Origin of the sequence: Cronobacter muytjensii ATCC 51329 (assembly GCF_001277195.1) — a bacterium.
GTDB classification, from domain to species: domain Bacteria; phylum Pseudomonadota; class Gammaproteobacteria; order Enterobacterales; family Enterobacteriaceae; genus Cronobacter; species Cronobacter muytjensii.
Window position 1 is genome coordinate 3,680,915 of sequence record NZ_CP012268.1, and the last position, 23,212, is coordinate 3,704,126.

Here is a 23,212-nt window from a genome sequence, read left to right on the forward strand (position 1 = left end):
TTTTGGTCTCTTCCAGACATGAAAAAACCCGCCGAAGCGGGTTTTTAATCAGGCGAAGAACGATTACTCGTTGTCGTTGCCACCCAGACCTGCGTTCAGCAGTTCTGCCAGGCTTGCAGACGCATCTTCCGCAGTCACCTGCGGGGCTGCCGGGAGTTCACCCGCAGCGCGACGGCGCATACGATCCTGGTGGTACGCGTAACCGGTACCGGCCGGGATCAGTCGACCGACGATAACGTTCTCTTTCAGACCGCGCAGTTCGTCGCGTTTACCCGCAACGGCTGCTTCGGTAAGCACGCGAGTGGTCTCCTGGAACGATGCCGCGGAGATGAAGGACTCGGTCGCCAGAGACGCTTTGGTGATACCCAGCAAGTCGCGCATGTAAGTCGCGCTAACTTTGCCGTTCGCTTCCAGATCGCGGTTAGCAATCTTGACGCGAGAGTATTCAACCTGCTCACCTTCGAGGAACTCGGAGCTGCCCGCGTTCATGATGGTGGCTTTACGCAGCATCTGACGAACGATAACTTCGATGTGCTTATCGTTAATCTTAACGCCCTGCAGACGGTAAACGTCCTGCACTTCGTTAACGATGTAACGGGTCACTGCCTGAACGCCACGCAGACGCAGAATGTCATGCGGCGCTTCCGGGCCATCGGAGATAACGTCACCACGCTCCACACGTTCGCCTTCGAACACGTTGAGCTGACGCCATTTCGGGATCATCTCTTCGTATGCATCACCGCCATCAACCGGGGTGATTACCAGACGACGCTTGCCTTTGGTCTCTTTACCGAAGGAGACGATACCCGCCACTTCAGCAAGGATTGCCGGCTCTTTCGGACGACGTGCTTCGAACAGGTCTGCAACGCGCGGCAGACCACCGGTGATATCCTTGGTACCGCCAGATTCCTGCGGAATACGCGCCAGGGTGTCACCAGAGCTGATCTGAACGCCATCTTCCAGCTGAACAATCGCTTTACCCGGCAGGAAGTACTGAGCCGGCATGTCGGTGCCTGGGATCAGAACGTCGTTGCCGTTAGCATCAACGATTTTCAGCGCCGGACGCAGATCTTTACCGCCCGCGGTACGTTCTGAAGAATCCAGAACCACCAGCGAAGACAGACCGGTCAGCTCGTCAGTCTGACGAGTAATGGTCTGGCCGTCGATCATGTCGGTGAAACGAATGTAACCCGCCACTTCGGTGATAACCGGCATGGTATGCGGATCCCAGTTCGCGACGGTTTCGCCGCCTGCGACCTGTTCGCCGTCACCTTTCGCCATAACAGCACCGTAAGGCACTTTATAGCTTTCTTTGGTTCGGCCGAATTCGTCGATCAGTTTCAGCTCAGTGTTACGCGAAGTAACAACCAGCTTACCGCTGGAGTTCACAACCGACTTGGCGTTGCTCAGACGGATGCTACCTTTGTTTTTCACCTGGATGCTGGATTCAGCAGCCGCACGAGATGCCGCACCACCGATGTGGAACGTACGCATCGTCAGCTGAGTACCCGGCTCACCGATGGACTGTGCTGCGATAACGCCGATGGCCTCACCTTTGTTGATGATGTGACCACGTGCGAGATCTCGACCATAGCAGTGCGCACAAACGCCGAAGTCAGTGTCACAGGTTACTACGGAGCGAACTTTAACGCTGTCAACCGAGTTGGCTTCCAGGATGTCACACCACTGCTCGTTGAGGAGCGTGTTGCGCGCCACCAGGATATCCGCGGTGCCAGGCTTCAGCACATCTTCCGCCGTTACACGGCCCAGAACGCGATCGCGCAGCGGTTCTTTAACATCGCCACCCTCGATAACCGGCGTCATGGTGATGCCTTCCAGCGTGCCACAATCGTCTTCGGTGACAACCAGATCCTGCGCCACGTCAACCAGACGACGGGTCAGGTAACCGGAGTTCGCCGTTTTCAGTGCGGTATCCGCCAGACCTTTACGAGCACCGTGGGTTGAGATGAAGTACTGGAGTACGTTCAGACCTTCACGGAAGTTCGCGGTGATCGGGGTTTCGATGATGGAGCCATCCGGCTTCGCCATCAGACCACGCATACCTGCCAGCTGACGAATCTGTGCCGCAGAACCACGCGCACCGGAGTCGGCCATCATGTAGATGCTGTTAAAGGAAACCTGCTGCTCTTCTTCGCCGTTACGGTTGATAACGGTTTCGGTCTGCAGGTTGTCCATCATCGCTTTGGATACGCGATCGTTCGCCGCGGCCCAGATATCGATGACTTTGTTATAACGTTCACCAGCGGTAACCAGACCAGACTGGAATTGCTCCTGGATTTCGGCCACTTCCGCTTCGGCTTCGGCGATGATCTCGGCTTTTTTCGCCGGGATAACCATATCGTCGATACCAACGGACGCACCAGAACGCGCTGCATATGCAAAACCGGTATACATGGTCTGGTCAGCGAAGATAACGGTCGGCTTCAGACCCAGAATGCGGTAACAGGTGTTCAGCATTTTGGAGATCGCTTTCTTACCGAGCGGCTGGTTCACGATAGAGAACGGCAGACCTTTCGGTACGATCATCCACAGGATGGCACGGCCAACCGTGGTGTCGATCAGGCTGGTTTTGGAAACGAACTCGCCGTTCGCGTCTTTTTCGTATTCAGTGATACGAACTTTTACGCGAGCATGCAGTTCAGCCTGGCCAGAGCGGTACAGACGTTCCGCTTCTTTCGGGCCAGTCAGCACCATGCCTTCGCCTTTGGCGTTAATCTTGTCGCGGGTCATGTAGTACAGACCCAGTACAACGTCCTGAGACGGAACGATGATTGGCTCGCCGTTCGCCGGAGACAGGATGTTGTTGGTAGACATCATCAGCGCACGCGCTTCAAGCTGGGCTTCCAGCGTCAGCGGTACGTGAACAGCCATCTGGTCACCATCGAAGTCGGCGTTGTATGCCGCACATACCAGCGGGTGCAGCTGAATAGCTTTACCTTCGATCAGTACCGGTTCGAACGCCTGAATACCCAGACGGTGCAGGGTCGGCGCACGGTTCAGCAGTACCGGGTGCTCACGGATAACTTCGTCCAGGATATCCCAAACGACCGCTTCTTCACGCTCAACCATTTTCTTGGCGGCTTTGATGGTGGTCGCGAGGCCACGCAGTTCCAGCTTGCCGTAGATGAACGGTTTAAACAGTTCCAGCGCCATTTTCTTCGGCAGGCCGCACTGGTGCAGACGCAGGTACGGGCCTACGGTAATTACGGAACGACCGGAGTAGTCCACGCGTTTACCGAGCAGGTTCTGACGGAAACGACCCTGCTTACCTTTGATCATATCGGCCAAAGATTTCAGCGGACGCTTGTTAGAACCGGTGATCGCACGACCGCGACGGCCGTTATCCAGCAGGGCGTCTACCGCTTCCTGCAGCATACGTTTTTCGTTGCGTACGATGATGTCCGGCGCCGCCAGATCCAGCAGACGTTTCAGACGGTTGTTACGGTTGATCACGCGACGATACAGATCGTTCAGATCCGAGGTAGCGAAACGACCACCATCCAGCGGAACCAGCGGACGCAGATCCGGCGGCAGTACCGGCAGCACGGTCAGGATCATCCACTCTGGCTTGTTGCCAGACTGTACGAACGCTTCCAGCAGCTTGATACGCTTGGTCAGCTTCTTACGCTTGGTTTCGGAGTTGGTTTCGTTCAGCTCTTCGCGCAACTGCTCGCACTCCGCTTCCAGATCCATGCTCTTCAGCAGGGCCTGAATAGCTTCGGCGCCCATTTTCGCGTCGAATTCATCACCGAACTCTTCCAGCGCGTCCAGGTACTGCTCTTCAGTCAGGATCTGGCTGCGCTCGAGGTTGGTCATGCCGCCCTCGATAACAACATAAGATTCGAAATACAGAACACGTTCGATATCGCGCAGCGGCATATCCAGCAGCAGACCGATACGGGACGGCAGAGATTTCAGGAACCAGATGTGCGCGGTCGGGGAAGCCAGTTCAATGTGGCCCATGCGCTCACGACGCACTTTAGTCTGGGTCACTTCAACGCCGCACTTCTCACAAATCACACCGCGGTGTTTCAGGCGCTTGTACTTACCGCACAGGCACTCGTAGTCTTTTACCGGCCCAAAGATACGCGCGCAGAACAGACCGTCGCGCTCCGGCTTGAAGGTACGGTAGTTAATGGTTTCCGGCTTTTTAACTTCACCGAAAGACCAGGAACGGATCATGTCTGGCGAGGCCAGAGCAATTTTGATCGCATCAAACTCTTCGGTTTTAGTTTGCGCTTTCAGAAACTTTAATAAGTCTTTCACGGATTGGCTCCCGTCGGAGTTAGCACATTCCGGCGCCGGGTGTTACCCCGACGCCAGTGACCTGTTTGAGCGAGAATTACTCGTCTTCCAGTTCGATGTTGATGCCCAGCGAGCGAATCTCTTTCAACAGTACGTTGAAGGATTCCGGCATGCCCGGTTCCATCTGATGGTTGCCATCCACGATGTTCTTATACATCTTGGTACGGCCGTTTACGTCATCAGACTTAACGGTCAGCATTTCCTGCAGGGTATAGGCGGCGCCGTATGCTTCAAGCGCCCACACTTCCATCTCACCGAAGCGCTGGCCACCGAACTGCGCCTTACCACCCAGCGGCTGTTGAGTAACCAGGCTGTAAGAACCGGTGGAACGAGCGTGCATCTTGTCGTCAACCAGGTGGTTCAGTTTCAGCATGTACATGTAACCTACGGTTACCGGACGCTCGAACTGTTCACCCGTACGGCCATCGAACAGGGTGATCTGACCGGATGTCGGCAGGTCGCCCAGCTGCAGCAGCTCTTTAATTTCAGCTTCTTTCGCGCCGTCGAATACCGGCGTGGCGAGCGGCATACCTTTACGCAGGTTTTCAGCCAGACGCAGAACTTCATCATCGCTGAAGGTGTTCAGGTCGACTTTCTGACGCACGTCCTGGCCGAGGTCGTAGGCTTTCTGGATGAATTCACGCAGTTTCGCGACTTCTTCCTGACGCTTCAGCATGGCGTTGATCTTATCGCCGATACCTTTCGCCGCCATACCCAGGTGGGTTTCCAGGATCTGACCGATGTTCATACGAGACGGTACGCCCAGCGGGTTCAGTACGATGTCTACCGGCGTGCCGTTTTCATCGTAAGGCATATCTTCGATCGGGTTGATCTTGGAGATAACACCTTTGTTACCGTGGCGGCCTGCCATCTTATCACCCGGCTGGATCTGACGTTTAACGGCCAGATAGACCTTAACGATTTTCAGTACGCCCGGCGCCAGATCGTCGCCCTGGGTGATCTTGCGGCGTTTCGCTTCGAGTTTCTTCTCAAACTCGTGCTTCAGCTCGTCGTACTGTTCAGCCAGCTGTTCCAGCTGGTTCTGTTTCTCTTCATCGGTCAGGCCGAGTTCCAGCCAGCGGTCACGCGGCAGTTTGTCGAGCTTCTCAGCTTCAACGCCGCCTGCGATCAGTACAGCACGAATACGGCTGAACAGGCCCGCTTCGAGGATCTGCAGTTCTTCAGACAGGTCTTTTTTGGCCTGCTTGAGCTGCATTTCTTCGATTTCCAGCGCACGTTTGTCTTTTTCCACGCCATCGCGGGTAAAGACCTGAACGTCGATAACCGTACCGGAAACGCCGTTCGGCACACGCAGAGAAGAGTCTTTAACGTCAGACGCTTTCTCACCGAAGATGGCGCGCAGCAGTTTCTCTTCCGGCGTCAGCTGGGTTTCACCTTTCGGCGTTACTTTACCTACCAGGATATCGCCACCGGTGACTTCCGCACCGATATAAACGATACCGGATTCATCCAGTTTGGAGAGCGCAGCTTCACCCACGTTCGGGATGTCGGCAGTGATCTCTTCCGGCCCCAGCTTGGTATCACGAGATACGCACGCCAGTTCCTGAATGTGAATCGTGGTGAAACGATCTTCCTGAACCACACGCTCGGAAACGAGAATGGAGTCTTCGAAGTTGTAGCCGTTCCACGGCATGAACGCTACGCGCATGTTCTGACCGAGCGCCAGTTCACCGAGGTCGGTGGAAGGGCCGTCTGCCAGCACGTCGCCGCGTTCAACCGGCTCATTCAGAGACACGCACGGCATCTGATTAATACAGGTGTTCTGGTTAGAACGGGTGTATTTAGTCAGGTTATAGATGTCGATACCTGCTTCGCCCGGGTACATCTCGTCTTCGTTAACTTTAATAACGATACGGGACGCATCCACGTATTGAACAGTACCGCCACGTTTGGCAACGGCTGTTACGCCGGAGTCAACGGCAACAGCACGTTCCATACCGGTACCTACCAGCGGCTTATCAGCGCGCAGGGTCGGAACCGCCTGACGTTGCATGTTCGCACCCATCAATGCGCGGTTGGCGTCATCGTGTTCCAGGAACGGGATCAGGGACGCACCGACGGAAACCACCTGCTGGGTGGAAACGTCCATATAGTCAACCTGGTCTGCGCTGAAGAGGCTGGATTCGCCTTTGCTGCGGCAGGTGACCAGATCGTCGGCGAAGCGGCCTTCTTCGGTCAGGTTGGTGTTCGCCTGAGCGATGACGTAGTTACCTTCTTCAATAGCGGAGAGGTAATGAATTTCATCGGTCACAACACCGTCGGTGACTTTACGGTACGGGGTCTCAAGGAAGCCATATTCGTTGGTCTGCGCATACACGGACAGGGAGTTGATCAGACCGATGTTCGGACCTTCAGGCGTTTCGATAGGGCATACGCGACCGTAGTGGGTCGGATGTACGTCTCGAACTTCAAAGCCTGCGCGTTCACGGGTCAGACCGCCCGGGCCGAGTGCTGAGATACGACGCTTGTGCGTGATCTCGGACAGCGGGTTGTTCTGGTCCATAAACTGAGACAGCTGGCTGGAACCAAAGAACTCTTTAACCGCGGCAGAAATCGGCTTGGCGTTGATCATATCCTGAGGCATCAGGGTATCCAGATCGCCCAGAGACAGACGCTCCTTCACTGCACGCTCTACACGCACCAGGCCAACGCGGAACTGGTTTTCCGCCATTTCGCCCACGGAACGGATACGACGGTTGCCGAGGTGGTCGATATCGTCCACTTCGCCTTTACCATTACGAATATCGATGAGCTTCTTCATCACGTCGATGATGTCAGCTTTGCTCAGGATACCGGAACCTTCGATCTCGTCACGCAGCAGAGAACGGTTGAACTTCATGCGGCCGACCGCAGAAAGATCGTAACGATCTTCGGAGAAGAACAGGTTCTCAAACAGGCTTTCCGCCGCTTCACGCGTCGGCGGCTCGCCAGGACGCATCATGCGGTAGATTTCAACCAGTGCGCTCAGGCGATCGGTAGTTGGATCGACGCGTACTGTCTCAGACATGTACGGGCCGTGGTCGAGGTCGTTAGTAAACAGCGTCTCGATACGTTTGTGACCGGACTGGCTCAGTTTTGCCAGCAGATCCAGGGACAGCTCCATGTTGGCCGGGCAAATCAGCTCGCCAGTGGAAGCGTCGACATAATCTTTCGCTGCAACTTTACCGGCGATGTATTCAACCGGAACTTCGATGTGTTTGATTTCGTCTTTTTCGAGCTGGCGAATGTGACGCGCAGTGATACGACGGCCTTTTTCTACGTAGATTTTGCCGTTTGCTTCGATATCAAAGGACGCGGTTTCGCCACGCAGACGCTCCGGAATCAACTCCATCTGCAGCTTGTTGTCGCGGATTTCAAAGACCACTTTTTCGAAGAACAGGTCAAGGATCTGCTCAGTGGTGTAATCCAGCGCGCGCAGGATAATGGTTGCCGGCAGTTTACGACGACGGTCGATACGGACAAACAGGTTGTCTTTCGGATCGAATTCGAAGTCCAGCCATGAACCACGGTAAGGAATGATGCGTGCGTTATACAGCACCTTACCAGAGGAGTGGGTTTTACCCTTGTCGCTGTCAAAGAAGACGCCCGGGCTGCGGTGCAGCTGAGAAACGATAACACGCTCAGTACCGTTGATGACAAAGGTACCGTTATCGGTCATGAGCGGGATTTCGCCCATGTAAACTTCTTGCTCTTTGATGTCTTTAACGGTGCCTTCCGGCGCTTCGCGCTCGTAGATCACCAGACGCAGCTTAACGCGCAGCGGTGCCGAATAGGTCACGCCACGGATTTGGCATTCTTTAACATCAAACACCGGTTCGCCAAGACGGTAGCTGACGTATTGCAGTTCCGAATTGCCGCTGTAGCTCTGAATCGGGAATACGGAGCGGAAAGCTGCTTCCAGACCGTACTGACCCTCAGGATCTTGCTCGATAAATTTCTGGAACGAGTCAAGCTGGATAGAAAGGAGATAGGGAACATCCAGAACTTGTGGACGTTTACCAAAATCCTTACGAATACGTTTTTTCTCGGTATAGGAGTAAACCATAGGGTTCCTCAGCTCGCTGACAAGTCGACCCACTCTGTCCATCGAAGGGACAGTTTATGCAACACCATTTTGTTGACCGAAAAGTGGAACACTTTTCGCAATACCTGTTGCTATCACGCTTAAACCATTTCATTGCGATTTACACAGTGCCGAAACGCTGTCGCAGTATATTAAGTCGTCGATAGAAACAAGCATTGACGGGTAACCAGCAGTAAAACAGTGTGAAACGCTACTGGTCCCCTAGCGCAAAAAGGCTGGTGACCAAAAAGTCACCAGCCATCAGCCTGATTTCTCAGGCTGCCACCAGAAGGGTTGGCTTATTTAACTTCAACTTCAGCGCCAGCTTCTTCCAGAGATTTTTTCAGAGCTTCAGCGTCATCTTTGCTCACGCCTTCTTTCAGAGCGGCCGGAGCAGATTCTACCAGGTCTTTAGCTTCTTTCAGACCCAGGCCAGTTGCGCCACGTACTGCTTTGATAACAGCAACTTTGTTAGCGCCAGCGGCTTTCAGAATAACGTCGAATTCAGTTTTCTCTTCAGCAGCTTCAGCAGCCGGGCCAGCAGCAACAGCTACAGCAGCAGCAGCGGAAACACCGAATTTTTCTTCCATTGCAGAGATCAGCTCAACAACGTCCATTACGGACATAGCGGATACTGCTTCAATGATTTGATCTTTAGTGATAGACATTTAATTGTTCCTGAATATCAGAATAAGTTTTATACGTAAGCAAATGCGTTGCGAGAGTAAGCGCTATTAAGCAGCTTCTTTTGCGTCGCGAACAGCGGCCAGAGTGCGAACCAGTTTGCCTGCAGAGGCTTCTTTCATGGTTGCCATCAGGCGTGCAATTGCTTCTTCGTAAGTCGGCAGAGTTGCCAGGCGATCGATCTGGGACGCCGGGATCAGCTCACCTTCAAAGGCAGCGGCTTTGACCTCAAATTTTGCATTCGCTTTCGCGAACTCTTTGAACAGACGAGCAGCAGCGCCCGGGTGTTCCATAGAGTATGCAATCAGGGTCGGACCAACAAACGCGTCTTTCAGGCACTCAAAAGCAGTACCTTCAACAGCACGGCGCAGCAGGGTGTTACGAACAACACGCATGTATACGCCAGCTTCGCGACCTGCTTTACGCAGTTCGGTCATTTTATCTACGGTAACGCCACGGGAATCCGCAACAACCGCAGACAGCGCGCCTTTGGCTACTTCGCTGACTTCAGCAACAATCGCTTGTTTGTCTTGAAGATTTAAAGCCATTAGCTTTTGCTCCTGGATTTTAGCCGGGACAAGTCCCGGAACTCACTTCACTCAATCATACGAAAGAGCGTCGAAATACGGTGAGCAGAAACAAGCCAAAGACTACTTAAAAAATATTCTTCAGGTTCTGTCACCGTCTACGCAGGGAATTAAGCCTCTTTCGAGACACCTGCGGTCTTGGACGGAGGCCTGGATAAGGCCAGGCTCCAACCGAAAATCTTTATGCTCTGCTTAGCAGAACAATGGGCGTAAGATTGTAGACAAATCCGACGCCCACGTAAAGAGGCGAATTAGTTCGCCGCTGCGCTCAGACCAGACTGGTCTACCGCAACACCTGCACCCATGGTGGTGGAGAGGCTAACTTTCTTGATGTACACGCCTTTAGCAGAAGACGGTTTTGCTTTTTTCAGAGCAACCAGCAGCGCTTCCAGGTTTTCTTTCAGTTTGTCAGCGTCGAAATCCACTTTACCGATGGTGGTGTGGATGATGCCGTTTTTGTCGTTACGATAACGAACCTGACCGGCTTTAGCGTTTTTAACCGCTTCAGCAACGTTCGGCGTTACAGTACCAACTTTCGGGTTCGGCATCAGGCCACGCGGGCCCAGAACCTGGCCCAGCTGGCCAACAACGCGCATTGCATCCGGAGAAGCAATAACAACGTCAAAGTTCATTTCGCCTTTTTTGATCTGCTCAGCCAGATCTTCCATACCTACCAGCTCTGCGCCAGCTGCTTTAGCTGCTTCAGCGTTCGGGCCCTGGGTAAATACGGCTACGCGAACAGAACGGCCAGTACCGTGCGGCAGTACAGTTGCACCACGTACGTTCTGGTCAGATTTACGAGCGTCGATGCCGAGATTCACAGCAACGTCAACGCTTTCTACGAACTTAGCGGTAGCCAGTTCTTTCAGCAGAGTGATGGCTTCGTTGATGTCGTACTGTTTGGTAGCATCAACCTTGTCACGGATCACACGCATGCGCTTGGTCAGTTTAGCCATTTCTTAGTCCTCCACTACCAGGCCCATGGAACGTGCGGTACCTTCGATGGAGCGAGTCATCGCTTCAATGTCGGCGCCAGTCATGTCAGCAGCTTTGGTCTGTGCGATTTCTTGCAGCTGAGCGCGGGTAATGGTACCCACTTTGTCTTTGTTCGGCTTACCGGAACCAGACTTGATACCAGCCGCTTTTTTCAGCAGTACAGCTGCCGGCGGGGTTTTGGTAACGAAGGTGAAAGAGCGGTCAGCGTAAACGGTGATAACAACCGGAATCGGAAGACCTTTTTCCATGGAATCCGTTTTGGCGTTGAACGCTTTACAGAATTCCATGATGTTAACACCCTGCTGACCCAGAGCCGGACCGACCGGCGGGCTCGGGTTAGCCATACCAGCTGCAACCTGCAGCTTAACGTAGGCTTGTACTTTCTTGGCCATGAAAATTTCCTCAGTTGGGTCTAGCGCCTCAGAGAGGCTCCCCGTGATTAAAACGTTTTATGGGCTGGGCCCATAAAAACAAAAGGCGCGAAATTGTATTCCAATCTCGCGCCTTGTGCAACGGTTAACCGGTGCTTTTTCGAGCTCGACTTACGCCTTTTCGACCTGACTGAAATCAAGCTCAACCGGCGTAGCACGACCAAAAATAGATACAGATACTTTCAGGCGGCTCTTCTCGTAGTCAACTTCTTCAACCACGCCGTTGAAGTCAGCAAACGGACCATCGTTAACGCGAACCATTTCACCCGGTTCAAACAGCGTTTTCGGACGCGGTTTGTCACCCACCTGCTGCAGGCGGTTCATAATCGCATCGACTTCTTTGTCGCTGATCGGTGCCGGACGGTCAGAAGTACCGCCGATAAAGCCCATCACACGCGGCACGCTACGTACCAGGTGCCAGCTTGCATCGTTCATGACCATCTGAACTAACACATAACCGGGGAAGAATTTGCGCTCGCTCTTGCGACGCTGGCCGCCACGGATCTCCACAACCTCTTCGGTAGGAACCATGACTTCGCCAAACAACTCTTCCATGTTGTGTAATTTGATATGCTCACGCAGCGACGTCGCTACGCGGCCTTCAAAACCGGAAAACGCCTGAACGACGTACCAGCGCTTTTTAGGTGCTTCAGACATCTCAGAACCTCAGGCCAGTGATAAAGGATACCAGGCGGACCAGAATACCATCCAGCCCCCACAGGATCAGTGACATTACAGCAGTCACTGCAGCCACGATTAATGTGGTGTGCAACGTTTCCTGGCGAGTCGGCCAAATAACCTTACGGACTTCGGTTCTCGCTTCACGGGCAAAGGCGACGGTAGCTTTACCTTTTGTCGTTAACAGCGCGACACCACCCGCTGCAGCAATCAGAATAACTACCGCAAGAGCACGCAGCGGCAGGGTAATCTCACGGTAAAGAAAGTTGCCTACGATAGCTACAATCAGCAGCGCAGCGACAACCAGCCACTTCATCACTTCCAGGCCGCGCCCGCTTCCTTGAGCTTCGGTATTCGCACTCATAAACCAACCTGTCATAGTAAATCAGACAAACATTTTTGCCCCGCACGTGCGAGGCAAGCCAGACCGAATTGCTCTTTTTACATTGCGCTTCGGAGTTACGCTATCTGCAGAGCCTGTCTCAGCAATGATTATGTGGAATAAATCACTGATGAGCCAGGTTCTGGTTCGAGAGCGTGCAAAAAGGGCATCAAATGATGCCCTTTTATTGCGCATTGCGTCAAATGTTATCAGCGATTAGCCGAGAACTTTAGCAACCACGCCAGCGCCTACGGTACGGCCGCCTTCGCGGATTGCGAAACGCAGACCGTCGTCCATTGCGATCGGGTGGATCAGGGTGACAACCATTTTGATGTTGTCGCCCGGCATTACCATCTCAACGCCTTCCGGCAGTTCGATGGTACCGGTCACGTCAGTGGTACGGAAGTAGAACTGCGGACGGTAGCCTTTGAAGAACGGAGTGTGACGGCCGCCTTCGTCTTTGGACAGAATGTACACTTCAGATTCGAACTTGGTGTGCGGCTTGATGGAGCCCGGCTTAGCCAGTACCTGACCACGTTCGATTTCTTCACGTTTGATACCACGCAGCAGAACACCTACGTTCTCGCCCGCGCGGCCTTCGTCCAGCAGTTTGCGGAACATTTCAACGCCGGTACAGGTAGATTTCGCGGTGTCTTTGATACCAACGATTTCCACTTCTTCGCCAACTTTGATGATACCGCGCTCTACACGACCGGTAACAACGGTACCACGACCGGAGATGGAGAATACGTCTTCGATCGGCAGCAGGAACGGCTTGTCAATCGCGCGCTCCGGTTCCGGGATGTAAGAATCCAGATGACCTGCCAGCTCGATGATTTTCTCTTCCCACTCAGCTTCGCCTTCCAGCGCTTTCAGCGCGGAACCGCGAACGATCGGGGTGTCATCGCCCGGGAAGTCGTACTGAGACAGCAGCTCACGCACTTCCATCTCAACCAGTTCCAGCAGCTCTTCGTCATCAACCATGTCGCATTTGTTCAGGAACACGATGATGTACGGAACGCCTACCTGACGACCCAGCAGGATGTGCTCACGGGTCTGCGGCATCGGGCCGTCAGTCGCAGCAACAACCAGGATAGCGCCGTCCATCTGAGCAGCACCGGTGATCATGTTTTTCACGTAGTCGGCGTGGCCCGGGCAGTCAACGTGCGCGTAGTGGCGAGTCGGGGTGTCATATTCAACGTGAGAGGTGTTGATGGTGATACCACGAGCTTTTTCTTCCGGCGCGTTATCGATCTGATCGAATGCACGAGCAGAACCACCGTAGGTTTTAGCCAGAACGGTAGTGATGGCAGCGGTCAGCGTTGTTTTACCATGGTCAACGTGGCCGATAGTACCGACGTTAACGTGCGGTTTTGTACGTTCAAACTTTTCTTTAGACATCGATTGTCCCTCTAAGACACGGATAAATCGGTGGTATCACCACATCAACCAGGCAACAGCCTGAATTTGTTGAATAGATCTACAGAAGAGAAACAGGGAGGAGATTGAGAAGTGGTGCTGATAGGCAGATTCGAACTGCCGACCTCACCCTTACCAAGGGTGCGCTCTACCAACTGAGCTATATCAGCACATCCTGGAGCGGGCAGCGGGAATCGAACCCGCATCATCAGCTTGGAAGGCTGAGGTAATAGCCATTATACGATGCCCGCATCCTGAAACTCGGCTACCCAGTTCTTTCTGTACAAAAAAGAAAACCTTTTTTGCTTGAGCTGGCAGGCTTACCGACCAACTCTGGCAACGCAATTGCGAAGCCGAAAGTGGTGGTGGGGGAAGGATTCGAACCTTCGAAGTCTGTGACGGCAGATTTACAGTCTGCTCCCTTTGGCCGCTCGGGAACCCCACCTGAACTTGATGGTGCCGGCTACCGGAATCGAACTGGTGACCTACTGATTACAAGTCAGTTGCTCTACCTACTGAGCTAAGCCGGCATCAAGTAGCGCGCATTCTAGGAATAGCGGGGCGCGCATGCAACAAAAAAATTGCTTATTCCGCTTTATCGCTCACATTTTGCGCACCACTGCGCATTTCTGATGCCTTTTCAGCCACTCATGCTGAAATATTCCACAGTTTGGCGTTGCGATTTATCGCCATTGAAGAAAAAGGATGCGGGGGATGCGGTTAAAATTCACCCGCGATACGCTTCACCTCTTTCCTCTACCCGCGATTTTGAGAGAGAACGTTAAGATGCGGATAAGGTTTATACAATCATGAGAAAGAACCGTGACGCTTTCCGGAGAAAGGAAAGTACGGAAGATTTTTTCTTATTATTCCTTTTAATCTGATGTTACCCTCCTGCCCATTGTGAAATTCTCGCTTACCCGGCGTGCCATTAAGCGGTCTAAGATGAAAGCATCACAGCGCTGAGCAAAGGGTTTTCATTTTGTCCTGAATGACAGGCAGAAGCATGCTTATGAGTAATAAAGATCAAACATTAACGTCCCCTTATCTCCAGTTTAACCGGAGCCAGTGGGCAGCCCTGCGCGACTCTGTGCCAATGACGCTTACCGAAGGCGAAATAGCGCGTTTAAAGGGTATTAACGAAGACCTTTCTCTGGAAGAAGTGGCCGAAATTTATCTGCCGCTGTCGCGCTTGCTCAATTTTTATATCAGTTCTAACTTACGTCGCCAGGCAGTACTTGAGCAGTTCCTGGGAACGAATGGCCAGCGTATCCCTTATATCATCAGTATTGCCGGCAGCGTGGCGGTGGGTAAAAGCACCACGGCGCGTGTATTACAGGCACTGTTAAGCCGATGGCCTGAGCACCGTCGCGTTGAACTGATAACCACTGATGGATTTCTTCATCCCAATGCGGTGCTGAAAGAACGTAATCTGATGAAGAAAAAAGGCTTTCCGCAGTCATATGATATGCATCGGCTGGTTAAGTTTGTTTCTGATATTAAATCAGGTGTACCGGACGTCACCGCGCCGGTCTACTCGCATTTAATTTATGATGTGATACCCGATGGAGATAAGGTCGTCCACCAACCCGATATCCTTATTCTCGAAGGGTTAAATGTCCTGCAAAGCGGTATGGATTATCCGCATGACCCACATCATGTATTCGTTTCTGACTTTGTGGATTTCTCGATTTATGTGGATGCGCCTGAAGACTTACTTCAGCGCTGGTATATTAATCGCTTCCTGAAATTCCGTGAAGGCGCGTTTACCGATCCGGACTCTTATTTCCATCATTATGCGCAGCTTTCCGAAGACGAAGCGGTCAACATAGCTACGCAACTGTGGGAAGAAATTAACTGGTTGAATCTAAAAGAGAATATATTGCCAACGCGTGAACGCGCCAGCCTGATTATGACGAAGAGTGCTAATCATGCTGTCGAGTGTGTACGGTTGCGAAAATGATTGAGATATTAAAAAAGGGAGCTAAGCTCCCTTTTTTATTCTGCGCCACGTAATGAGATTTCACCGCCAACCCAGGGCTTAATTATGCCATTTTGCTCCAGCAATAAAGCGCCTTGATTATCGATACCGCGAGAAATACCGTATATTTCACGCTCACCGATAATAAGCTTAACCTGACGGTGAATAAAATTATCCAGTTTTTCCCAACGGGCGAGGAACGGAGCCAGACCTTCCTGCTCAAATTCACGCAGTGAAGAACGTAACTTTTCGATCAACCTTACTGCAAGTTCATTTCGGTCGACCTTAATGCCCGCTTCCTGCAGATTGATCCAGCCCTGATTGACGATCTCGCTCTCAACCTGCCGCATCGCCAGGTTAATACCGGCGCCAATCACGATTTGCGCCGCGTCGCCTGTTTTGCCCGTCAGCTCGACGAGAATGCCCGCCAGCTTACGGTCGTTCAAATAGAGATCGTTCGGCCATTTTACCCGAACCTGCTCGGCACCCAGCTCATGGAGCACTTCCGCCATTACAATACCGATAACCAGACTCAGGCCAATCGCCGCTGCAGGCCCTTGTTCAAGCCGCCAGTACATTGACAAATAAAGGTTCGCGCCAAATGGCGAGAACCATTTACGCCCGCGACGCCCGCGACCTGCCTGCTGATACTCCGCAATACACGCATCGCCAGACTCAAGCTCTGATAGTCGATCCAGTAAATACTGGTTTGTCGAGTCGATAACTGGCAATACCGTTACCGAGCCGGATTTAATGTGGGAATGAATAAAAGACTCATCAAGCAACTGTATTGGTCCAGGTAAGCTGTAACCCTTACCCGGCACCGTAAATACGTCAATGCCCCAGTCGCGCAGCGTCTGAATATGCTTATTAATAGCCGCCCGACTCATACCGAGCTTTTCACCCAGCTGTTCGCCGGAGTGGAAGTCGCCATCGGCAAGAAGGGAAATCAACGTTAAAGGAATAGTATTGTCTTTCAAGCGATTGTCTCCACGGCATCCACTTCACCCATAGCGCCAATAAAACGAACTTCCGGCTCAAGCCAGACATTAAATTTTTCACCAACGCGCTGGCGGACTTCATGCGCAAGTTTCACCACGTCCTGACTGGTCGCGCTCTGTTCATTAATCAGCACCAAAGCCTGTTGACGATGAACGGCTGCGCCGCCGATACGATGGCCTTTCATTTCGCAGCGATCGATAAGCCAGCCTGCCGCCAGTTTTACCTGACCGTCATTTTGCGGGTAGCGCGGCGCATCGGGATAATGAACAAAGAGCGCGCTGGCTTCTTCTGCCGATATGACCGGGTTTTTAAAGAAACTGCCGGCATTACCATATTCTTTTGGATCAGGAAGCTTCGTGCGCCGCATATTGCACACCGTCTCAAACACCTGACGGGGCGTAACGGTTTCAGATGACAGACGAGTCAAATCACCATAAGTAAGGACGGGCGTCCACTGCTTCGGAAGGCGAAGACCAATACCTGTAATCGCATATTGATGCTGGTAATCATGTTTAAATACGCTGTCGCGATAACCAAACCGGCAATCGGCGTTTCCGAGCCGGACATGTTCACCAGAGACCAGATCGATACAATCGACATACAGACAAAATTGTTTGAACTCTACGCCATACGCACCGATATTCTGAATGGGCGATGATCCTGCACAGCCGGGAATCAGCGCCAGATTCTCCAGCCCGGCCATATTATGATCAAGGGTAAATTCTACGAGATGGTGCCAGTTCTCACCCGCGCCCGCATGCACTAACCAGGCATCGTGTTGTTCTTCAACCTGGATGCCCATAATACGATTCAGAATAACGGTACCATTGAAATTATCCAGAAACAGTACGTTACTCCCTTCGCCCAGAATCAATACAGGCAAAGAAGCGGCTTGAGCCTGCTGCCATGCTTCAGCCAGCTCTTTGTCAGAGTGCGCCGTGACGATATTCTGCGCGCGTTTATCAATCCCGAAGGTATTGTAGGGTTTAAGGGAGTTATTCATGCCAGTAATCCTGATATCAAAACAGGGACAGTTTAACCGATTAGTCAGGTGATAGCTTGTCTGCCGCATAAGCAGACAGACAAAAGAGAAGAGAAGTGGTAGGTCATTGATAAGAGCGGTGATGCGTATGAAAGCAAAAGCGCCGGATAATAAAATCCGGGCTACAAAAAGCAAAAACCCCTCAGCACGGCTGAGGGGTTCTTTATTTGATGCCTGGCAGTTCCCTACTCTCGCATGGGGAGGCCCCACACTACCATCGGCGCTACGGCGTTTCACTTCTGAGTTCGGCATGGGGTCAGGTGGGACCACCGCGCTACAGCCGCCAGGCAAATTCTGTCCGTCCACCGCGTACCGCCATGAACGTTTATCCGTCACAAGCTGAATATCTCTCTCAACACGCCAGACTTCTTTGGCGTTGTAAGGTTAAGCCTCACGGTTCATTAGTACCGGTTAGCTCAACGCATCGCTGCGCTTACACACCCGGCCTATCAACGTCGTCGTCTTCAACGTTCCTTCAGGAGACTTAAAGTCTCAGGGAGAACTCATCTCGGGGCAAGTTTCGTGCTTAGATGCTTTCAGCACTTATCTCTTCCGCATTTAGCTACCGGGCAGTGCCATTGGCATGACAACCCGAACACCAGTGATGCGTCCACTCCGGTCCTCTCGTACTGGGAGCAGCCCCCCTCAATTCTCCAGCGCCCACGGCAGATAGGGACCGAACTGTCTCACGACGTTCTAAACCCAGCTCGCGTACCACTTTAAATGGCGAACAGCCATACCCTTGGGACCTACTTCAGCCCCAGGATGTGATGAGCCGACATCGAGGTGCCAAACACCGCCGTCGATATGAACTCTTGGGCGGTATCAGCCTGTTATCCCCGGAGTACCTTTTATCCGTTGAGCGATGGCCCTTCCATACAGAACCACCGGATCACTATGACCTGCTTTCGCACCTGCTCGAGCCGTCACTCTCGCAGTCAAGCCAGCTTATGCCATTGCACTAACCTCCTGATGTCCGACCAGGATTAGCTGACCTTCGTGCTCCTCCGTTACACTTTGGGAGGAGACCGCCCCAGTCAAACTACCCACCAGACACTGTCCCCACGCCAGATTATGGCGCCAGGTTAGAACATCAAACATTAAAGGGTGGTATTTCAAGGTTGGCTCCACGCAGACTGGCGTCCACGCTTCAAAGCCTCCCACCTATCCTACACATCAAGGCTCAATGTTCAGTGTCAAGCTGTAGTAAAGGTTCACGGGGTCTTTCCGTCTTGCCGCGGGTACACTGCATCTTCACAGCGAGTTCAATTTCACTGAGTCTCGGGTGGAGACAGCCTGGCCATCATTACGCCATTCGTGCAGGTCGGAACTTACCCGACAAGGAATTTCGCTACCTTAGGACCGTTATAGTTACGGCCGCCGTTTACCGGGGCTTCGATCAGGAGCTTCTCTTGCGATAACCCCATCAATTAACCTTCCGGCACCGGGCAGGCGTCACACCGTATACGTCCACTTTCGTGTTTGCACAGTGCTGTGTTTTTAATAAACAGTTGCAGCCAGCTGGTATCTTCGACTGACTTCAGCTCCACCCGCAGGGGCTTCACCTACATGTCAGCGTGCCTTCTCCCGAAGTTACGGCACCATTTTGCCTAGTTCCTTCACCCGAGTTCTCTCAAGCGCCTTGGTATTCTCTACCTGACCACCTGTGTCGGTTTGGGGTACGATTTCGTGTTACCTGATGCTTAGAGGCTTTTCCTGGAAGCAGGGCATTTATTGCTTCAGCACCGTAGTGCCTCGTCATCACGCCTCAGTGTTAAAGATAACCGGATTTGCCTGGTCATCACACCTACACGCTTAAACCGGGACAACCGTCGCCCGGCCAACATAGCCTTCTCCGTCCCCCCTTCGCAGTAACACCAAGTACAGGAATATTAACCTGTTTCCCATCGACTACGCCTTTCGGCCTCGCCTTAGGGGTCGACTCACCCTGCCCCGATTAACGTTGGACAGGAACCCTTGGTCTTCCGGCGAGCGGGCTTTTCACCCGCTTTATCGTTACTTATGTCAGCATTCGCACTTCTGATACCTCCAGCATGCCTCACAGCACACCTTCGCAGGCTTACAGAACGCTCCCCTACCCAACAACACATAAGTGTCGCTGCCGCAGCTTCGGTGCATGGTTTAGCCCCGTTACATCTTCCGCGCAGGCCGACTCGACCAGTGAGCTATTACGCTTTCTTTAAATGATGGCTGCTTCTAAGCCAACATCCTGGCTGTCTGGGCCTTCCCACATCGTTTCCCACTTAACCATGACTTTGGGACCTTAGCTGGCGGTCTGGGTTGTTTCCCTCTTCACGACGGACGTTAGCACCCGCCGTGTGTCTCCCGTGATAACATTCTTCGGTATTCGCAGTTTGCATCGGGTTGGTAAGCCGGGATGGCCCCCTAGCCGAAACAGTGCTCTACCCCCGAAGATGAGTTCACGAGGCGCTACCTAAATAGCTTTCGGGGAGAACCAGCTATCTCCCGGTTTGATTGGCCTTTCACCCCCAGCCACAGGTCATCCGCTAATTTTTCAACATTAGTCGGTTCGGTCCTCCAGTTAGTGTTACCCAACCTTCAACCTGCCCATGGCTAGATCACCGGGTTTCGGGTCTATACCCTGCAACTTAACGCCCAATTAAGACTCGGTTTCCCTTCGGCTCCCCTATGCGGTTAACCTTGCTACAGAATATAAGTCGCTGACCCATTATACAAAAGGTACGCAGTCACCCTCTTACGAAGGCTCCCACTGCTTGTACGTACACGGTTTCAGGTTCTGTTTCACTCCCCTCGCCGGGGTTCTTTTCGCCTTTCCCTCACGGTACTGGTTCACTATCGGTCAGTCAGGAGTATTTAGCCTTGGAGGATGGTCCCCCCATCTTCAGACAGGATATCACGTGTCCCGCCCTACTCATCGAGCTCACAACCTGTGTGCCTTCGTGTACGGGGCTGTCACCCTGTATCGCCGGCCTTTCCAGACCGTTCCACTGACACACAAGCTGATTCAGGCTCTGGGCTGTTCCCCGTTCGCTCGCCGCTACTGGGGGAATCTCGGTTGATTTCTTTTCCTCGGGGTACTTAGATGTTTCAGTTCCCCCGGTTCGCCTCACAGCACTATGTATTCATGCTGAGATAGTGTGACGAATCACACTGGGTTTCCCCATTCGGACATCGCCGGTTATAACGGTTCATATCACCTTACCGGCGCTTTTCGCAGATTAGCACGTCCTTCATCGCCTCTGACTGCCAGGGCATCCACCGTGTACGCTTGTTCGCTTAACCTCACAACCCGAAGAAGTCTTCGTGCTGCGAGTTTGAGAGACTCTGACACACCGCGCATTCCCTGTTTACGGAAGAATGCAGCAGCATGTCTGTTTCAATTTTCAGCTTGTTCCGGATTGTTAAAGAGCAAATACTTCGCAGTATACTCAGTGAGTACACTCTGAAGTGATGGTGGAGCTATGCGGGATCGAACCGCAGACCTCCTGCGTGCAAAGCAGGCGCTCTCCCAGCTGAGCTATAGCCCCATCGTAGTTAAACCTCTTCAACTCCTGAGGAGTTGGTAGGCCTGAGTGGACTTGAACCACCGACCTCACCCTTATCAGGGGTGCGCTCTAACCACCTGAGCTACAAGCCTGTAGAGGTTTTGCTTCTTTACTTTCTATCAGACAATCTGTGTGAGCACGCGAGGTTGTATCTTGCAGGTAAGGAGGTGATCCAACCGCAGGTTCCCCTACGGTTACCTTGTTACGACTTCACCCCAGTCATGAATCACAAAGTGGTAAGCGCCCTCCCGAAGGTTAAGCTACCTACTTCTTTTGCAACCCACTCCCATGGTGTGACGGGCGGTGTGTACAAGGCCCGGGAACGTATTCACCGTGGCATTCTGATCCACGATTACTAGCGATTCCGACTTCATGGAGTCGAGTTGCAGACTCCAATCCGGACTACGACGCACTTTATGAGGTCCGCTTGCTCTCGCGAGGTCGCTTCTCTTTGTATGCGCCATTGTAGCACGTGTGTAGCCCTGGTCGTAAGGGCCATGATGACTTGACGTCATCCCCACCTTCCTCCGGTTTATCACCGGCAGTCTCCTTTGAGTTCCCACCATGACGTGCTGGCAACAAAGGATAAGGGTTGCGCTCGTTGCGGGACTTAACCCAACATTTCACAACACGAGCTGACGACAGCCATGCAGCACCTGTCTCAGAGTTCCCGAAGGCACTCCCGCATCTCTGCAGGATTCTCTGGATGTCAAGACCAGGTAAGGTTCTTCGCGTTGCATCGAATTAAACCACATGCTCCACCGCTTGTGCGGGCCCCCGTCAATTCATTTGAGTTTTAACCTTGCGGCCGTACTCCCCAGGCGGTCGACTTAACGCGTTAGCTCCGGAAGCCACGCCTCAAGGGCACAACCTCCAAGTCGACATCGTTTACGGCGTGGACTACCAGGGTATCTAATCCTGTTTGCTCCCCACGCTTTCGCACCTGAGCGTCAGTCTTCGTCCAGGGGGCCGCCTTCGCCACCGGTATTCCTCCAGATCTCTACGCATTTCACCGCTACACCTGGAATTCTACCCCCCTCTACGAGACTCAAGCCTGCCAGTTTCGGATGCAGTTCCCAGGTTGAGCCCGGGGATTTCACATCCGACTTGACAGACCGCCTGCGTGCGCTTTACGCCCAGTAATTCCGATTAACGCTTGCACCCTCCGTATTACCGCGGCTGCTGGCACGGAGTTAGCCGGTGCTTCTTCTGCGAGTAACGTCAATGATTAAGGTTATTAACCTTAACCCCTTCCTCCTCGCTGAAAGTACTTTACAACCCGAAGGCCTTCTTCATACACGCGGCATGGCTGCATCAGGCTTGCGCCCATTGTGCAATATTCCCCACTGCTGCCTCCCGTAGGAGTCTGGACCGTGTCTCAGTTCCAGTGTGGCTGGTCATCCTCTCAGACCAGCTAGGGATCGTCGCCTAGGTGAGCCGTTACCCCACCTACTAGCTAATCCCATCTGGGCACATCTGATGGCATGAGGCCCGAAGGTCCCCCACTTTGGTCTTGCGACGTTATGCGGTATTAGCTACCGTTTCCAGTAGTTATCCCCCTCCATCAGGCAGTTTCCCAGACATTACTCACCCGTCCGCCACTCGTCAGCAAAGCAGCAAGCTGCTTCCTGTTACCGTTCGACTTGCATGTGTTAGGCCTGCCGCCAGCGTTCAATCTGAGCCATGATCAAACTCTTCAATTAAAGTTTGATGCTCAAAGAATTAAACTGTTAGTCCGTAATGAATTAACTGTTGTTCACTTGAGACTTGATATTCATTTATCGTCCGAAGACGTTAAGATATCAGTGCCCCGAGTGCCCACACAGATTGTCTGATAAATTGTTAAAGAGCGGTGCGACGCGGCCTTCAGCCTGCTGTCGCGAGGTGGCGTATATTACGCTTTCCTCTTTCAGAGTCAAGCGTTTATTTTCGCTTTCGTCTGTCTGACAGGCCGGCTCGTTTGCCGTTGTGCCGTGTCAGTGGAGGCGCATTATAGGGAGTTCTTTTCCCCTGACAACCCCTAAATTCAAAAAACTCTTCGTTCGCTTAATT

12 protein-coding genes, 6 tRNA genes and 3 rRNA genes are annotated in these 23,212 nt (G+C 52.7%); 1 reads left to right on the forward strand and 20 read right to left on the reverse strand.

Going from position 1 to position 23,212, the window contains the following annotated elements; genetic code table 11:
- Nucleotides 1-63: 63 nt before the first annotated feature.
- From rpoC to AFK63_RS16990, 13 genes are all read right to left on the reverse strand, one after another.
- Nucleotides 64-4,287 (reverse strand): DNA-directed RNA polymerase subunit beta', encoded by a 4,224-nt coding sequence (rpoC, locus tag AFK63_RS16930; RefSeq protein ID WP_038865704.1) that lies wholly within the window; start codon nt 4,285-4,287, stop codon nt 64-66.
- Nucleotides 4,288-4,363: 76 nt separating this feature from the next.
- On the reverse strand, nt 4,364-8,392 hold the full coding sequence (rpoB, locus tag AFK63_RS16935) for a DNA-directed RNA polymerase subunit beta (protein ID WP_038865706.1): 4,029 nt from the start codon (nt 8,390-8,392) through the stop codon (nt 4,364-4,366).
- 317 nt (nt 8,393-8,709) lie between these two features.
- Nucleotides 8,710-9,078: a 50S ribosomal protein L7/L12 gene (rplL, locus tag AFK63_RS16940; protein ID WP_007727297.1), complete on the reverse strand. Its 369-nt coding sequence runs from the start codon at nt 9,076-9,078 to the stop codon at nt 8,710-8,712.
- A 66-nt stretch (nt 9,079-9,144) separates the two neighbouring features.
- On the reverse strand, nt 9,145-9,642 hold the full coding sequence (gene rplJ, locus AFK63_RS16945) for a 50S ribosomal protein L10 (protein WP_038865708.1): 498 nt from the start codon (nt 9,640-9,642) through the stop codon (nt 9,145-9,147).
- A 290-nt stretch (nt 9,643-9,932) separates the two neighbouring features.
- A complete protein-coding gene (rplA, locus tag AFK63_RS16950; protein WP_004387081.1) occupies nt 9,933-10,637 on the reverse strand; it encodes a 50S ribosomal protein L1 in 705 nt (234 codons plus the stop codon).
- A gap of 3 nt (nt 10,638-10,640) precedes the next feature.
- Nucleotides 10,641-11,069: a 50S ribosomal protein L11 gene (gene rplK, locus AFK63_RS16955; RefSeq protein WP_004387082.1), complete on the reverse strand. Its 429-nt coding sequence runs from the start codon at nt 11,067-11,069 to the stop codon at nt 10,641-10,643.
- Between the two features lie 150 nt (nt 11,070-11,219).
- The gene (nusG, locus tag AFK63_RS16960) at nt 11,220-11,765 is read right to left on the reverse strand and encodes a transcription termination/antitermination protein NusG (protein ID WP_001287521.1); all 546 of its coding nucleotides are present in this window, start codon (nt 11,763-11,765) and stop codon (nt 11,220-11,222) included.
- Between the two features lies 1 nt (nt 11,766).
- A complete protein-coding gene (gene secE / locus AFK63_RS16965; protein ID WP_007727302.1) occupies nt 11,767-12,150 on the reverse strand; it encodes a preprotein translocase subunit SecE in 384 nt (127 codons plus the stop codon).
- A 234-nt stretch (nt 12,151-12,384) separates the two neighbouring features.
- On the reverse strand, nt 12,385-13,569 hold the full coding sequence (gene tuf, locus AFK63_RS16970; protein WP_038869252.1) for an elongation factor Tu: 1,185 nt from the start codon (nt 13,567-13,569) through the stop codon (nt 12,385-12,387).
- A gap of 112 nt (nt 13,570-13,681) precedes the next feature.
- Nucleotides 13,682-13,757 (reverse strand) — tRNA-Thr (locus tag AFK63_RS16975).
- A gap of 6 nt (nt 13,758-13,763) precedes the next feature.
- A tRNA-Gly gene (locus tag AFK63_RS16980) sits at nt 13,764-13,838 on the reverse strand.
- A gap of 109 nt (nt 13,839-13,947) precedes the next feature.
- A tRNA-Tyr gene (locus AFK63_RS16985) sits at nt 13,948-14,032 on the reverse strand.
- Between the two features lie 9 nt (nt 14,033-14,041).
- Nucleotides 14,042-14,117 (reverse strand) — tRNA-Thr (locus tag AFK63_RS16990).
- Between the two features lie 482 nt (nt 14,118-14,599).
- On the opposite strand from AFK63_RS16990, the gene coaA reads away from it, so the two are divergent.
- Complete coding sequence (gene coaA / locus AFK63_RS16995) at nt 14,600-15,550, forward strand: type I pantothenate kinase (RefSeq protein WP_201764743.1); 951 nt, start codon at nt 14,600-14,602, stop codon at nt 15,548-15,550.
- A gap of 35 nt (nt 15,551-15,585) precedes the next feature.
- On the opposite strand, the gene birA is transcribed toward coaA, so the two are convergent.
- The 7 genes from birA to AFK63_RS17030 all read right to left on the reverse strand — a co-directional run bounded on the left by birA (nt 15,586) and on the right by AFK63_RS17030 (nt 22,863).
- Nucleotides 15,586-16,548, reverse strand: coding sequence for a bifunctional biotin--[acetyl-CoA-carboxylase] ligase/biotin operon repressor BirA (gene birA, locus AFK63_RS17000; RefSeq protein WP_038865723.1), 963 nt, complete (start codon nt 16,546-16,548; stop codon nt 15,586-15,588).
- Nucleotides 16,545-17,573: a UDP-N-acetylmuramate dehydrogenase gene (murB, locus tag AFK63_RS17005; protein WP_038865725.1), complete on the reverse strand. Its 1,029-nt coding sequence runs from the start codon at nt 17,571-17,573 to the stop codon at nt 16,545-16,547. Before murB ends, birA begins: the two co-directional genes overlap by 4 nt.
- Nucleotides 17,574-17,784: 211 nt before the next feature.
- A 5S ribosomal RNA gene (gene rrf / locus AFK63_RS17010) occupies nt 17,785-17,900 on the reverse strand.
- 92 nt (nt 17,901-17,992) lie between these two features.
- A 23S ribosomal RNA gene (locus AFK63_RS17015) occupies nt 17,993-20,897 on the reverse strand.
- A gap of 169 nt (nt 20,898-21,066) precedes the next feature.
- Nucleotides 21,067-21,142 (reverse strand) — tRNA-Ala (locus AFK63_RS17020).
- 33 nt (nt 21,143-21,175) lie between these two features.
- Nucleotides 21,176-21,252: transfer RNA gene (locus tag AFK63_RS17025), tRNA-Ile, on the reverse strand.
- A 68-nt stretch (nt 21,253-21,320) separates the two neighbouring features.
- Nucleotides 21,321-22,863 (reverse strand): 16S ribosomal RNA (locus AFK63_RS17030).
- The 16S, 23S and 5S rRNA genes sit together here with 2 tRNA genes alongside, the layout of an rRNA operon.
- Nucleotides 22,864-23,212: the final 349 nt, after the last annotated feature.